Below are 14040 nucleotides of genomic sequence, written 5' to 3'. Positions count from 1 at the left end.
GGGCCGGTTTTCTCGGGGGCGCCAGGTGGAGCGGCTGCCGTTGTCATTGCCGTTGCGTTCGTTACAGAGCCGAGCACGGTCCCGGATCCGGCAGCAGGTCGTCTTCCATTCGGCAGTGCTGGCCTACCTGCCCGAGCCGGACCGTCGGCGGTTCCGCACCCTGGTGGAGGGGCTCATCCGTGAGCGGGGCGTGCACTGGCTCGCGCACGAAGGTCCCGGCGTGATGCCGCTGCCGGATGGTGACTCCGGCATTCCCGGCCTGGACGACCGGACCCGCCGGGGCCGCTTCCTGCTCTCGCACAACGGGCGCCCGGTGGCGGTCAGCGGCCCGCACGGCCAGTTTCTGGACTGGCTACCGCAGGAGAGCCGCTAGCGGGTCACGCATTGGCCGGCGGAGATCGTCTCCTGATAGCCGAGGGCTGCGTCGACGACCGGCTGGACCTCCGCCAGGGTCAGGGCGTAGCCCACCGGCACGTCCTCCGTGGACTTGGCGAAGACCACGCCGGCCACGTTTCCGTCCGCATCAAGCAAAGGTCCGCCGGAATTGCCCTGCTGCACGTTCGCCGCCAGTGTGTAGACCTCGAGCGACGACGGGTCCGCACCGTAAATGTTCTGGACCAGCACCTGCGAACGGCCCTGCACGGTGGCCGGCTTGCTCTGGAAGGGACCGCCGGCCGGGTAGCCCTGGAACGCCGCCAGGTCGCCTTCGGACAGTTCGCCCGCCAGCGGCAGCGGCCGCACGTCCAACCCGTCCACGGTCAGGACGGCCAGGTCGCGCACCGGGTCGAAGAACACGACCCGTCCGGGCAGCACCCGGCCGTCGGGGATCTCCACCACCGGTTCGTTGACGCCGGCCACCACGTGGGCGTTGGTCAGCACGCGGTCCGGGGCCACCGCAAAGCCGGACCCGGTCTGGTTCTGCCCGCATTGGAAGGCCGTCCCCGCGATCCGCAGCACGGAGGCCGCCGCCTCGTTCAGGGCCGCGGTATCGGTGCTGGCATCGGGAACCGGCGCCGACTCCTGCGGCACCTGCGGGTCGAGGACCAGCGGGATGCCGTCCGCAACAACGATCGAGCGCACCTGCGCCGCCCACGCCTTCACCGGATCCGGGGTGAGGTTTTCGATCGACGCGATCACCTTGGACGCGGCTATCTGCTGCGAGATGAACGGCACGCCCATGGTGCCCAGGCTGAACGCCAGCATGGAGATCACCAGCGCGGTCACGGCGAGATTCATCAAGCCGCCCAGCAGCCGGTCCAGCGGCCGCAGCGGCGGGAAGTCCATCCGGCGCCGGATGGCCGCGCCGATACCCGTTCCCAGGGCGTGCCCGAGCACCACGAGCAACATGGCCACGGCAATGGCTGCGGTCAGCCGCCAGGCGCTGTCGGGGACCCATTCACTGACCAGGGGGATGGCGAAGAAAGCTGCCACCGCTCCCAGGGCGATGCCGGCGATGCCGCCGAGGGTGAGCAGGAACCCCTTGCGCAGACCTGAGACCAGGTACGCCAAGAGGATCAGCAGCAGGACAACGTCCAGGATGGTCAGGCCGAAAATCACTCATTCTCCGTTGCGGTGGGATGTGCATCAGTCTAGGCGGTCCGCCCGCGGGAATTATTAACCGCCGTTACGGGTTGTCACCTCCGGCAGCCCGTGCCGGTGCTCGATGCCGCGCTTTCCTCCTCTGGGAGCGAAAAGCCTTGTGGAAGATGTCACACGGGCTTTACATACGGCAAAATGGAGAACAGTGCCCCCACGGGAGAGCAGCTTGAACCCCAGCCGAACAGTACTAACTTGGAGAATTCATGGACGTAGAGATCCTTCGCCGCGCACCTCTTTTTGCCACTCTTGACGACGACGTTTTCGCCGCGCTGACCGACGAGCTGACCGAGGTCGACTTGTCCCGCGGCGCATCGGTGTTCCGCGAAGGTGACCAGGGCGACCAGCTCTACTTCATCGTCTCCGGCAAGATCAAGCTGGGCCGCACCGCTGCCGACGGCCGCGAGAACCTGGTGGCCATCCTCGGCCCGGGCGAGCTCTTCGGTGAGATGGCCCTCTTCGACCCGAGCCCGCGCAGCACCTCGGCGACCGCCGTCTCCGAGACCCGCCTCGCCGGGCTGAAGAACGAGAATCTGCGCGGTTTGCTGGAGACCCGCCCCGAGGTGTCGGCGCAGCTGCTGCAGGCTTTGGCCCGCCGCCTCCGCCGCACCAATGACTCGCTGGCCGACCTGGTCTTCTCCGACGTTCCGGGCCGCGTAGCCAAGGCCCTGCTGGACCTGGCCGACCGCTTCGGCCGCCCCGCCACGGACGGCATCCTGGTGGCACACGAACTGACGCAGGAAGAGCTGGCCCAGCTGGTCGGCGCCTCCCGCGAAACCGTCAACAAGGCGCTGGCCGAGTTCGTCCAGCGCGGCTGGCTGCGCCTGGAAGCGCGCGCGGTAGTCATCCTGGACATCCAGCGGCTGCGCCAGCGTTCGCGCTGATTTTCGACACAAAAGTACGACGGCGGGGGCTCACCGATGGTGGGCCCCCGCCGTCGTCGTGGCTTGAAATGGTGGGTGCCGTTGGCCGTCCGGCACGGGCCCATCGGGGCTGGGTCCGTGTTGGCGGAGCGGCTCAGCGTCCCCGCGGGGCGGCACCGCCTTCGGTGGCCGCGTTGGCCGCGACCTCCAGCATGGGCACACCGTCAACCTGGATCAGTTCCGGGTGGTAGAGCCGCTGCGGGCGCTTGTGCGAGAGGTAGGCGATGCAGCCGCGGGCGCCGGCGATCTTTTCCACGATGATTTCCACCGCGGGCGAGGTCACCTCGCTGAACGTCAACCCGCGGGTGTCGGGCTGGTCCACCAGATCGCCCAGCGTCGTGGTCGTCCGCCCCGCCACCAGCTCCTGCGCCGGCAGCCAGGAGGCCCACACGCCCTTGCTTTCCAGCAGGGACGGCCGCTGGTTGGCTGGCTGGGCCGCAGCGAAGTAGCGCGTGTCGAAGCGGCGATGGGCAAAATCGGGGCTGAGCCAGTGGGCCACGGGTTTGAGCAAGTCGGTGCGGACGCCGAGTCCGCGCTTGCCGAGCGCTTCGCCGAAGGACACCTCCTGGGCGGCGACGGCCTCGCGGGTCCGCATCCAGTCGGCGCCGGAGGTGGACTCCGGCAGGGTGGATTCATCCGGACCGGCCAGCAACACGCCGGTTTCCTCGAACAGCTCGCGGATGGCACCCACGACGTGGGCGTGGGCCAGGCGGTGGTCGTCCAGCCCGAGCATCTCGGCCCATTTGCTCGGCGAGGGGCCGTACCAGGTCACCGGGTCGCCGTCGCTCTCCTCCACGCTGCCGCCGGGAAAGGCCACCGTGCCCAGCGGAGAGGAGCCCGACCGGTAGCCGAGGTACGTTTCCGTGCCGGCCGCGCCGTCCCGAACGAGGACGACCGAGGAGGCCATCCGGGGCTTGCGCGGCGTACGTTCCCCGTGGTGGAACCAGCTGTGGGCCGCGCCCAGCTGGTCCGGTACCACGGGGAAGAGCCGCTGCTCCTCGCGCAGCGGACTAGCTGAATTCGGCAATCAGTTCTACCTCGACCGGCGAATCCAGCGGCAGCACGGCCACGCCGACGGCGGACCGGGCATGCGCGCCAGCCTCGCCGAGGACCTGCCCCAGCAGCTCGGAGGCGCCGTTGATCACACCCGGCTGGCCGGTGAATGCCGGATCGGAGGCCACGAAACCGACGACCTTGACCACCCGGGTGATCCGGTCCAGGTCACCGATGACGCTCTTGACCGCTGCCAGGGCATTCACGGCGGCCGTCGCGGCGAGGTTTTTCGCCTCGTCGGCACTGACCAGGCCGGCACCGTCGCCCACCTTGCCGGCGGCCGGAAGTTCGCCGTTGACGAACGGCAGTTGCCCGGAGGTGTACACATAATTACCGGAGACGACCGCCGGGACGTAGGCGGCCACCGGAGCTGCCACGTCCGGCAGGGACAGTCCCAAGCCGGCCAGCCGCTCTTCGACGGTGGACTTCCGGGCTTCAGTGGTTTCCGTCATGGCTACTGCTTCTCCCGCTTCAAATAGGCAACCGGATTGGTTCCGTTCGGGCCGGGGAACACCTGGACGAGCTCCCAGCCGTCCTCCCCCCACTGGTCAAGAATCTGCTTGGTCGCGTGGATAATGAGCGGAATTGTCGCGTATTCCCATTTGGTCATAACTCAAAGGGTAGCGCTTGCTTGTAAACTGAACCCCATGGCCGCTCGCAAATCCCCCTTCTTCGACACTGCGACCACCCTAGGCAAAGTTGTTGGCTTCCTGGGTATCAGTGCGCTCTGCGGCGTGCTCGCAGCCGGTCTGCTGGTTCCGGCCGCAGCCGTGGCCGGTGTCGGGGCAACCTCATCGATCGAATACTTCGACCAATTGCCGGACGAACTGCAGACGCAGCCGCTGTCCCAGCCGTCGCGGATCCTCTCCGCCGACGGCAAGCTGATTGCCACGTTCTACGCCGAAAACCGCGTCCCGGTGACTTTGGACAAGGTCTCCCAGCACATGCAGGACGCCATCATCTCCATCGAGGACGTTCGTTTCTACGAACATAACGGTGTGGACCCCCAAGGCATCATGCGCGCCGCGGTGACGAACATGGCCGGCGGGGACCTGCAGGGCGCGTCGACGCTGACCATGCAGTATGTGAACAACGTGCTGATCGACGCCGGCGCTTCCGCGGGCAAGGGGGCCGAAGAGCTGACCATCAGCGGCACCAAGGACATCGGCGACAAGCTGCGCGAGGCGAAGCTGGCCATCGCCGTCGAAAAGGAATTCAGCAAGGAAGAGATCCTGCAGGGCTACCTGAACATCGTGTTGTTCAGCGGCCAGGTGTACGGCATTGAAGCCGCTGCGAAGACCTTTTTCGGCATTCCGGCCGCCAAGCTGAACATCCAGCAGTCGGCCATGCTGGCCGGCATGGTGCAGTCGCCCAACTACTTCAATCCGGTGAACAACCCGGAAGCCACGGTGGAACGCCGCAATACGGTGCTGGCGGCCATGCGTAACGCGGGAAAGATTACCCAGGCGGAGTACGACGAAGCCGTTGCCAGCGATCTGGGCTTGAATCTCAAGCCGGTACGTTCCGGCTGTGTCGCGGCAAACTTCGCCGACTACTTCTGCAGCTACGTGCAGCACGCCATCATGCAGTCCGACGCGTTCGGTGCGGACTCCACCGAACGGGCGAAGCTTTTGGCCCGTGGCGGCCTCACCATCAAGACGACGCTCGACTCCCGCCTCCAGAAGGAAGGCCAGAAGCAGATCGAGCAGGAAGTCCCGGTGGGCGACGAGTCCGGCGTCGGCTCGTCCATGGTCTCGATTGAACCGGGCACCGGCAACATCCTGATGATGGCCCAGAACACCAACTACAGCCCCGAAGACGGCGCGGCCAATACGGAGCTGAACTACAACGTCGACGCCGATATGGGCGGCGGCAACGGCTGGCAGCCTGGCTCCACGATGAAGCCCTACACCATGGTCGCCTGGCTCGAAGCGGGCAAGGCGCTCAACGCGTCGGTCGACGCGCGCCGGACGGAGTACCCGGCGCAGTACAACTGGAACGCGAGCTGCCTGCCCCCGGACGCGTGGTTCAGTGAGTGGGACTTCCAGAATGCGCTGCCAGGTTTCGAGCGGACCATGACCGCCAGCCAGGGCCTGACGTGGTCGATCAACTCCGCTACCGCAGCCATGGCCGCGCAGCTGGACCTCTGCGACATCCGGGATGCGGCAACGCGCCTCGGCGTCCGGACGGCGACGGACAAGGAACCGATCAGCATTGAGCACCCGTCCTTCATCATCGGCACGACCAACGTGTCCCCGATGACGATGGCGGCTTCGTTCGCGGCGTTCGCCAGCGGCGGCGTGTACTGCAAGCCGATCGCGCTGACCTCCGTGACGGATGCCCAGGGCAACAAGTACGAGGTGCCGAAGAAGTCCTGCGAACGGGCGATCTCGGAGGAAGTAGCTGCTGCCGTCAGCGTCCCGCTGGAGAACCTGGTCAACCTGCAGCTGGGAGGAATCCATCCGATTGGTGTTCCCGCCGCTGTCAAGACCGGCACGACCGACAAGTCTGAGTACACCTGGACGGTGGGTTACACCAAGGGCATTTCCACTGCTTCCTGGGTGGGCAACCCTCATGCCTACAAATCGATCAACAACATCCCCATCAACGGCGTGACGCGTGACTACGTGGACGGTGCGACCATTGCCGGCGGGCAGTGGACCGATTACATGGAGAAGGTCGCCGGCCTGTACAAGACGGGCGAGTTCGGCTCCGCGCCGAGCAGCATGATGTATCCGCCCCGACCGGTCCAGACCCCGGCACCCGCCGAATCGAACAACAACTCGAATTCCAGCAACAGCAGCGACGACGGGGATTCGGGCGGCGGCTCCGGTGACTCCGGCGGTTCCGGTGACTCCGGCGATTCCGGCGATTCCGGCGATTCCGGCAACGGAAACGGCGGAGGCAACGGCAACGGCGGGGGTAACGGAAACGGCGGAGGCAACGGCGGAGGAGGCAACGGCGGAGGAGGCAACGACTAACCGTGGACACTGACTTGTTGCGGGCACGGCTCCGGACCGCAGGCACGCTGGCCCTGGGGGCCACGGCCGCGGGCGGGGCCGCGCTCGTCTACGGCTCCGTTATCGAGCGGAACCTCTTCAAGGTCCGCGAAGAAACGCTGCCCATCCTGCCCGCCGGACGAGGCCCCCTGAGGATCCTGCACCTGTCCGACATCCACATGACTCCCGGGCAGACGCTGAAGCAGAGGTGGCTGCGGCAGCTGGCGTCGCTGGAACCGGACCTGGTGGTCAACACCGGCGATAACCTCAGCCATCACCAGGCCGTGCAGCCCCTGCTGGACTCGCTGGCACCGCTCATGGATATTCCGGGCGTGTTCGTCCCGGGCTCCAACGATTACTACTCCCCGGTGATGAAGAACCCGTTCTCCTACCTCACCGGCCCCTCCTCTCAGCCCAAGGACTACGCGGAGCGTGAACTGCCTTGGCGGGAGATGCATGCGGCTTTCGGCACCGCAGGCTGGATCGACTTGACCAACCGGCACCAGTCCGTGGTGGTGGACCGGGTTCGGCTGGACTTCACGGGGGTTGACGATCCGCACCTGCAGCGCGACCGTTATTCGGGTTTCCCCAACGGTTCGACATCCGCCGATGAGGCCGCATTCCTGCGGATCGCGGTGGCTCACGCTCCATACCAGCGGGTGCTGGACCGGTTCACAGCCGACGACGCCGACCTGATGCTGGCCGGACATACCCATGGTGGCCAGGTCCGCCTCCCCGGCTACGGGGCCTTGACCAGCAACTGCGATCTGCCTACGTGGCGCGCCCGGGGGCTGACGTACTGGGAGCACGAGGGGCGTAGTGTCCCGTTAAACGTGTCGGCCGGGTTGGGAACGTCGCGTCTGGCGCCGGTGCGCTTCGCCTGCCGCCCGGAGGCTGTGTTGCTGACACTGACGCCGGCTGCTCCGGCCGGCGAAGTCCCTGCCGAAGGCCGCCGCACCGGGCCCGGCCCCGGGCTCAGCTGAGCACCGAGGCACGCTCTGCGGCTGGTCTTACACCAGCTCTGACCTTCTTCTGTGCAGCCCGCTGATGCACCTGCAGGGTGCGCCCCGCGTGCCCGCCCGCTGAAACAATCTCAGCTGTGCCCTGTGCTCATGCCTGTGGAGACTGCCTTGGCTGTGCCCTGCGCGTCCGCCTGCTGAGACTTCCCCACCTGCACCCTGCGCTCATGCCTGTGGAGACTGCCTTGGCTGTGCCCTGCGCGCCCGCCCGCTAAGACTTCCTCAGCTGTGCCCTGCGCGCCCGCCCGCTGAGACTTCCCCACCGGTGCCCTGCGCACCCGCCCGCTAAGACTTCCTCAGCTGCGCCCTGCGCGCCCGCCCGCGCCGAATCGCTAGGTCAGGCTAGGAGTGGTTGGGGTGGGATGTGGGTTTGCCAGTAGGAGTTGCGCAGCGGTTTGCGGCGCGGGTCGATGTAGTCCGGCGGGGTGAACCAGGGGATGCCGTCGACGACGTTGATCTCCCAGTTCCCTTGCTCGATCAGGTCGTGGTGGAGCAGGCAGAGGCACACCCCGTTGTTCACGTCGGTGCGGCCGCCGGCCCACCAGGGGATGATGTGGTGCGCCTCCGTCCAGAACGCGGGCATGCTGCACCCGGGGAAGGCGCAGCCCTTGTCCCGGGCGACCAGGGCCCGGCGGATCGCGCGGTTGAAGAACCGTTGGGACCGGCCCAGGTCCAGGATCTCGCCTTCGGAGCCCAGGACGGCCGGGATGATTTCGGCGTCGCAGGCCATCCGGCGGACCGTGGTGGCCGAGACCGGGCCGGTGAAGACCGCGCTGCCGCCGCCGGAGAGCAGCCCGGCCAGCTGCTCGTATCCGGTGGTGACGATCATCTGGGTGCGGTGCCCGCCCGAGTCCGGAAGCCTGCCGGTGTTCAGCGCGATCCGGCAGGCCCCGACCAGTCCCGCGAGCAGCTTCTGCGCCCGGGTGGCGTCATCCATCGCCTCCACCACGGCCGGATCCACGCCGGCGGGGCCTTCACCCGGCAGACCGGGTTCAGAACCCGACGACGTGTCGTCCCGCGGGTCGGAGATTCCGCCGTCGGCAGCCTCAGCAGCGCCGTCAGCCTCAGCGGTGCCTGCCGCACTCTCCACACGGGGCCCGGCTGCATCAGCGTTATCGGTGCCCGCCTTTGTGGTTGCTGCATCAGTGTTGGCGCTGCCCGTTGCGTCTGCTCCGCCTGTGCCTGCGGTGGTGCCGCCGTTGGCGGCAGGGGCGTTGGCGGCGGTTTCGATGGCGTCGGGGCGGATCCTTGGGTTCGCGGCGCTGTTCATCACGGTGGCGAGAGCCTCGTACTGGGCGTCGGTGGTGTTGATGACGAACTGGTGCAGCCCGCGCCGCCGGCCCCGGTAGAACATGCCCTGCCGGGCCCGCAGTTCCTCCTCGGACGGTTCGGCACCGTCCTGGTCGACCGCGGTTTCCCACGTCCTGGCCACCATCACCAGGGTGTCCGCATCCGCGTCCAGGGCCTGCCGGACCAGCGACGCTTCCATCGCCTGCAACGCCTCCAGGCTACCGGCGTGGCGGGCGCGGTGCAGGGAATCAACTACCAAGGCCGCGGACTGGCCGCTGACCTCCCCGCCGGCCATGGCCTTGGCCAAGACCGGCAGCGCCGGCGCACCAGGTTCCCCGTTCAACCGCACCGGCGCGGCGATCGCCTTGCCGACCCGCAGCCGGCGCCGCGCCTCCACAATCCCGATCCCCAGCCGGGAGCGCAGATACTCCGCCGTGTTCGCGAACTCCGTCTTGCGGCGGCGCCGCACCCGCTTGGACCCGGACAGGTCCGGGTTCACTGCGTCCACGCCGCCGCCGGTTTTGATCGCCGCCGCCGGATCCGCCCACTCCCCCGCCCCCGCGCCGGCACCTGCTCCCGCCTCAACGCCGGATTCAGGCCCAGCCGCCGTCGCGTTTTCCCCGATGGGGGGCATGTCCGCCTGCTCCACGGCTTCGGCGTCGGCGCCTTGGCCGGCTCCTGCCGCCAGCGCCGTCGACTGTTCCCCGGTGGCGGCGATGTCCGCCCGCTCCACCGCGTGGGCGCCGACGACCTGCAGGAACTCCACGAGCTTCGAAACGTCCTCGACCGCCGCCACCTTATTGACCAGGTCCCGGGTACGCAGGGACCCCGACTCCGCGGGAAAACGGTCGGCAACATCCTGCAGCAGGACAAACGCCTGAGCCAGGGATGCGTCGATCTCCCCGGTGCGTTCCAACGGTGCAAGAGCCATACCACAATTTTATTCGTACACACATTCGATAGCCATCAAAAGGCGCCATTGTGTAGGAGTAGTGGCACGCCACTCAAGCAACTGGTGCCGAGGTTTGATTTCGCGGCAAAGAAAAAGCGGCCGACTGCGAACGGTGCAGGCGGCCGCTGCAGCTGCCCGCGAACCGTCGGGCAGCTGCACTTCGGTGGTAATCATTTCGCAGCTCCGGGAAGGCGGACCGCAACCGGAGGGTCATCCCCTGTGACCGTCGGAATGCTCACGTGTGAACGTTTCCGGGACCGGGCGCGCCTTTCGGCAGCGCGGCGGAATCCGACAAGGGCGGTACGTGATCTTAGGGGTGACGATGAGGAAATGGTCTGCAATCTCTCTACCATCCTGTAGGCGGTGCCCCTCTAGATCGCAGGCCCGATCCGATAAAAAGAAGCTTGGATCCATCTCCGCTCAGCCGGAGTAGGGGTTACGCTCATCCCACTCCCGTTCCAGCCGCGGCCGCACCCGGAGCCGCGCGTCGCTGCCTCGACCGGCGCTCCAGAAGGAGTGCAGTCACCCCCGCCGCAACCGCTGCGACGATCGTGGCGATTAAAAGAAGGGGCAGCAGATCCGAAGGCACGGTCAGTGCCAGGGCCGTCATCGTCAGGACGAAGGCGGCCGTTGCCAGAAGAACCACACATCGCAAGCATCAGTACGAGGGCGGGAGTGATAACGGCAACTCTTAGTTTCATCACGAGTCCTCATAAGTTGTGTAACCCAATGCCCACACACACACACCCAGCCCTCCGACGGCTCCCACTACAGATGCGAGGGTTCCGAGACGGCCATGTTCGAAACCAGGGCCGGTTCGCGTTCGGCGCCCAATTCAAGGTTCTCCACGATGCTTGCGTTCGCTGTCGAATAAGAACATAGCCAAAAACATGAGGCCAAGTATGGTTACGAGGATGAGTGTCCAATTCGACTCAGTAATCATGAAGTAGATGCCAGCAACCAGCATCAGGACTAGCGGTATGCCCATCATGAGAGTGAGGAATCGCCCTCTTTCACGGTAAGTCCAGACCTGCCCTCTTTTCGGGAACATTGTCACTCCAATCTAACGAAGGGCGTTACCTATCCGAGCCAAGTCTCCGAGGAAAGCAAGATAGTTCAGACCATTTCTATGCTCGTGGCGTCTGCTGGGTTGTCCGTTACTAAATCTGCAAAAAATTACCTGCAGCAACGCTCAGCGCGCAACTGGCTCCGAGGGTAGACGGTCCCCCATCCCCCGCTCAGAGTGCCCAATCCGAGGGCAACGGAAGCGGCGACCCCGCTCGAGGGGAGTGTCGAGGGTGTCCTGCTGGGTGAAACGTGCAGTGTCAGGGTTGTAGTAGCGGGCACCGAACTTGACCCAGCCGGTGGCGCGGTCCTGGATGGCTTGCTTGAAGAGGTAGGGGTTTGGGCAACGGCGATGGATGTCTGAAGCGTCACCTTCGTTGAACATTCATTACGTATCCCCAAACTGCAGTCGCGAGCAATACAACAGCGCACAGAAGGATAGCTGCTCTAGGAACGGCTTGACTCGAATCTAAAACGAGCGCGGCGTATAGCGCCGCCAACAGCGCAAAGATCGCCATGGACATGTATACAGCGATGTGCTGCCTCTTACGCATGCCCTTCCTCGATTCGCTTGGGCTGACTGCACTTTAACAAGAGTCCGCAGCTCCTATGCTCGGTGCCCGCGGAGACCACGGCCCCAACCACTAGCGGAGCCGCAGCAGCCCCCACTACAGTCCGTCCACGGTGAGCACCGGCGAGATGACGGGCGGGATGTCCAGCGGGGGCACGCCGAGCTCCTGCTCGACGACGATCGGATCCCACCCGCCGCCCTATTAGATGCGTGTCCTAGACATGAACCTGCCCCCCCCCCGGTATAGGGACGAGTGTAATGCAGATCACACAAATAGGAGATAGCCCCAGTCCGAACGTATCGGACCGGGGCTATTTTCCCATGTCTGCTAGGAGACAGGGTAAAAGTTGCGGAATTCTAGCGCTTCAGGTTAGTCAGTTCCTGCAGCACCTCATCGGAGGTGGTGATGATGCGGGCGTTGGCCTGGAAGCCGCGCTGCGCGACGATCAGGTTAGTGAATTCCTGAGAGAGGTCCACATTGGACATTTCCAGCGAGCCGCCTGCCAGCGTGCCGAGGCCGCCGGTGCCTGCAGTGCCGAGTTCCACCTGGCCGGAGTTGGCAGTTGCACGGTACGACGACGAACCCGCCTTTTCGAGGCCTCCCGGGTTGGTGAAGTTGGCCAGTGCAACCCGGCCGACGACAGCCTGGTCCCCGTTACTAAAGGATCCCATGAGTGTGCCATCCGGGCTCATGGTGAAGGATTCAAGGGTTCCGGCCGCACGACCGTTCTGACTGTCGAATCCAACGGTAGTCATGCCTGCGTAACCGCTGAGACTCGTCAGATTAACGTTGATGCCGTCAACCGCCATGGGGCCGCTAGGCGTCAGGACGCCGTTCCCGTTGAGCGCAAGCGATGCACCGACAGTCCCGCTGCCGGTCTTGGAGACATCCCAGCCGTCTGGTGTCCGAGTGAACGTCAGGGAGAGGCTGGCCTTGGTGCCGTCCGCCTTAAAGACCTCAACATCGCGGACGAGGGCATCTGCTTGCTTCGCGTCAGACGGAAGGTTCCCTGCGAGCACTGCCTCGGAAGTGGCACGGGCCTTGGAAATGGCGTCGGGGGAAAGATCGATTGCGCCAATGGGGCCGCCAACGGGCATGTTTCCGTCGGCATCTGCCATCCAGCCCTGCAGGATTGCACCGTCCGGGGAGACGAGGCGCCCCATGGAATCGAGTTCGAAGGCGCCGGCGCGAGTGTAAAGCTGCTCGCCGCCCTTGGTGGTGACGAAGAATCCGTCGCCGGAGATCATCATGTCGGTGGCCTTGCCAGTGGCCTGCGAGGAGCCCTGGGTGAAGTTGGTGGAGATGCCGGCCACCTGCACGCCGAGGCCCACCTGTGCGGGGTTGGTGCCGCCGGCCTGGGCCTGCGGGCCGCCTGCGCCCTGCGTCATCTGGGACAGGGTGTCCTGGAACTGCACCGAGGAGGCCTTGAAGCCGGTGGTGTTGACGTTGGCGATGTTGTTGCCGGTGACATCAAGCATGGTCTGGTGGGAGCGAAGTCCGGAGATTCCGGAGTAGAGGGAGCGGAGCATGATCAGCGCCTTTCGGATCGTGGAACGGACGGGTAATTCAGTGATTGGGAAAATTTGTTGGCGGCACAAGCCGGCTTAGGGGGCAGCATCTCAGGCGGCGGCACCCCCGGTGGTACCGGCGGCGGTGATCCCGGCGACCAGATCCAGCGGGATCTCCTTGCCGTCCACGATCACCTGCGGGACCGGCCCGGCATAGGACACCGAAGTGGCGGTTCCCGTGACGAGCGAACCGTCCGCGCCGTAGTAGCTGACCTCGCGGCCCACCAGCGACGCGGCTACGCCACGCATCTGCAGGGAGAAGTTTTCCTCGCTGGTGGTGGTCATGGTCGCGATGCTTTCCATCATGGCCAGCTGCGTGGACTGGGAGATCATCTGGTTGGTGTCCATCGGCGAGCTGGGGTCCTGGTTTTGCAGCTGGGTGACCAGCAGGTGCATGAACATCTCGCCGTCCATGGACTGCTTCGGTGCGCGCACGGGCGGGGCGGTATACGTCGGGGCGACTGTGCCAACGGGCGCGACTGAGTCGGTGGGCATGGTTCTCCTTGTCTCAGGCCAGCACGTCGAGGCTGGTCGATATCCCGTAGGGACGTCTCAGGGCGGATGGGTCGGTCGTGTCCGGGGCCGTGTCTGCGGCGGTTCCGGTGGCCGTGCCGGGGCGGCCTTCCTGTCCCTGCGGGCCGCCGGAGGGCCGGCCGTCGGGGCCGAACTGCATGCCGGGGCGCGCATCGTTCGGGCGGTTCTGGTTGGAAAGGTCCAAGTTGGCGTTCAGGCCGGTGGCGGCAAGATCGCGTTTCAGGTCGGCCATGACGGCGCGCAAGGCGTCGCGGCCGGCGTCATTCGGCGCGAAGAGCTCCACGCGGACGCCCTCCCCCGTCACGTGGGCTCGGACGGTGACCGGGCCCAGGTTGTCGGGCGTGACGCTGATGGTCATCACGTGCTCGCCGGGCTTGGCCTGCGCGAGCGTAAAGAGCGGGCGGGCCACCTGCGCGGTGAACGGCAACTGCTGGTTCGGCGGGACGGGAGCGGCGGCTGCGGCGGGCGC

At 66.0% G+C, this 14040-nt stretch carries 13 protein-coding genes; 4 read left to right on the top strand and 9 right to left on the bottom strand.

The window, feature by feature from the left end; all coding sequences use genetic code 11:
• Window positions 1-373: DUF2332 family protein (locus AC5RUJ_RS04020; protein ID WP_494155615.1), on the top strand; the 373-nt coding region annotated here is incomplete at its 5' end.
• On the opposite strand, the gene AC5RUJ_RS04015 is transcribed toward AC5RUJ_RS04020, so the two are convergent.
• Window positions 370-1554 (bottom strand): MarP family serine protease, encoded by a 1185-nt coding sequence (locus AC5RUJ_RS04015; RefSeq protein ID WP_494128634.1) that lies wholly within the window; start codon window positions 1552-1554, stop codon window positions 370-372. The genes AC5RUJ_RS04020 and AC5RUJ_RS04015 overlap by 4 nt on opposite strands.
• A 248-nt stretch (window positions 1555-1802) precedes the next feature.
• Between AC5RUJ_RS04015 and AC5RUJ_RS04010 the strand changes: the two genes are divergently transcribed.
• Complete coding sequence (locus AC5RUJ_RS04010; RefSeq protein ID WP_493966729.1) at window positions 1803-2480, top strand: Crp/Fnr family transcriptional regulator; 678 nt, start codon at window positions 1803-1805, stop codon at window positions 2478-2480.
• A 133-nt stretch (window positions 2481-2613) separates the two neighbouring features.
• Here AC5RUJ_RS04010 and AC5RUJ_RS04005 read toward each other — a convergent pair whose 3' ends face one another.
• From AC5RUJ_RS04005 to sp36, 3 genes are read right to left on the bottom strand one after another with little or no spacing between them, the layout of a single operon-like run.
• Window positions 2614-3546, bottom strand: coding sequence for an NUDIX hydrolase (locus tag AC5RUJ_RS04005; protein WP_494000661.1), 933 nt, complete (start codon window positions 3544-3546; stop codon window positions 2614-2616).
• Window positions 3530-4024, bottom strand: a complete 495-nt coding sequence (locus tag AC5RUJ_RS04000; protein WP_494012854.1) for a RidA family protein — start codon at window positions 4022-4024, stop codon at window positions 3530-3532. Before AC5RUJ_RS04000 ends, AC5RUJ_RS04005 begins: the two co-directional genes overlap by 17 nt.
• 2 nt (window positions 4025-4026) lie before the next feature.
• Entirely contained in the window at window positions 4027-4182 is a 156-nt protein-coding gene (gene sp36, locus AC5RUJ_RS03995; RefSeq protein ID WP_493978079.1) for a Sp36 family protein, read from the bottom strand.
• 37 nt (window positions 4183-4219) lie between these two features.
• Between sp36 and AC5RUJ_RS03990 the strand changes: the two genes are divergently transcribed.
• Both AC5RUJ_RS03990 and AC5RUJ_RS03985 read left to right on the top strand, forming a co-directional pair.
• The gene (locus AC5RUJ_RS03990; RefSeq protein ID WP_494128626.1) at window positions 4220-6553 is read left to right on the top strand and encodes a transglycosylase domain-containing protein; all 2334 of its coding nucleotides are present in this window, start codon (window positions 4220-4222) and stop codon (window positions 6551-6553) included.
• 2 nt (window positions 6554-6555) lie between these two features.
• Complete coding sequence (locus tag AC5RUJ_RS03985; RefSeq protein ID WP_494128627.1) at window positions 6556-7554, top strand: metallophosphoesterase; 999 nt, start codon at window positions 6556-6558, stop codon at window positions 7552-7554.
• Window positions 7555-7927: 373 nt separating this feature from the next.
• On the opposite strand, the gene AC5RUJ_RS03980 is transcribed toward AC5RUJ_RS03985, so the two are convergent.
• From AC5RUJ_RS03980 to AC5RUJ_RS03960, 5 genes are all read right to left on the bottom strand, one after another.
• A complete protein-coding gene (locus tag AC5RUJ_RS03980; RefSeq protein WP_494155614.1) occupies window positions 7928-9811 on the bottom strand; it encodes an HNH endonuclease signature motif containing protein in 1884 nt (627 codons plus the stop codon).
• A 1213-nt stretch (window positions 9812-11024) separates the two neighbouring features.
• Window positions 11025-11282 (bottom strand): RHS repeat-associated core domain-containing protein, encoded by a 258-nt coding sequence (locus tag AC5RUJ_RS03975; RefSeq protein WP_494128381.1) that lies wholly within the window; start codon window positions 11280-11282, stop codon window positions 11025-11027.
• A 543-nt stretch (window positions 11283-11825) separates the two neighbouring features.
• A complete protein-coding gene (locus AC5RUJ_RS03970) occupies window positions 11826-12998 on the bottom strand; it encodes a flagellar hook protein FlgE (protein ID WP_494128382.1) in 1173 nt (390 codons plus the stop codon).
• A gap of 90 nt (window positions 12999-13088) precedes the next feature.
• Window positions 13089-13532: a flagellar hook assembly protein FlgD gene (locus tag AC5RUJ_RS03965; RefSeq protein ID WP_494128383.1), complete on the bottom strand. Its 444-nt coding sequence runs from the start codon at window positions 13530-13532 to the stop codon at window positions 13089-13091.
• A 13-nt stretch (window positions 13533-13545) separates the two neighbouring features.
• Window positions 13546-14040 (bottom strand): flagellar hook-length control protein FliK (locus tag AC5RUJ_RS03960; protein WP_494155613.1); only part of this gene is annotated, 495 nt, incomplete at its 5' end.

This window comes from Arthrobacter sp. Y3223164 (genome assembly GCF_059091005.1).
Note: the sequence above shows the minus strand (reverse complement) of the source record. Positions and strands in the feature narration are given on the sequence as shown.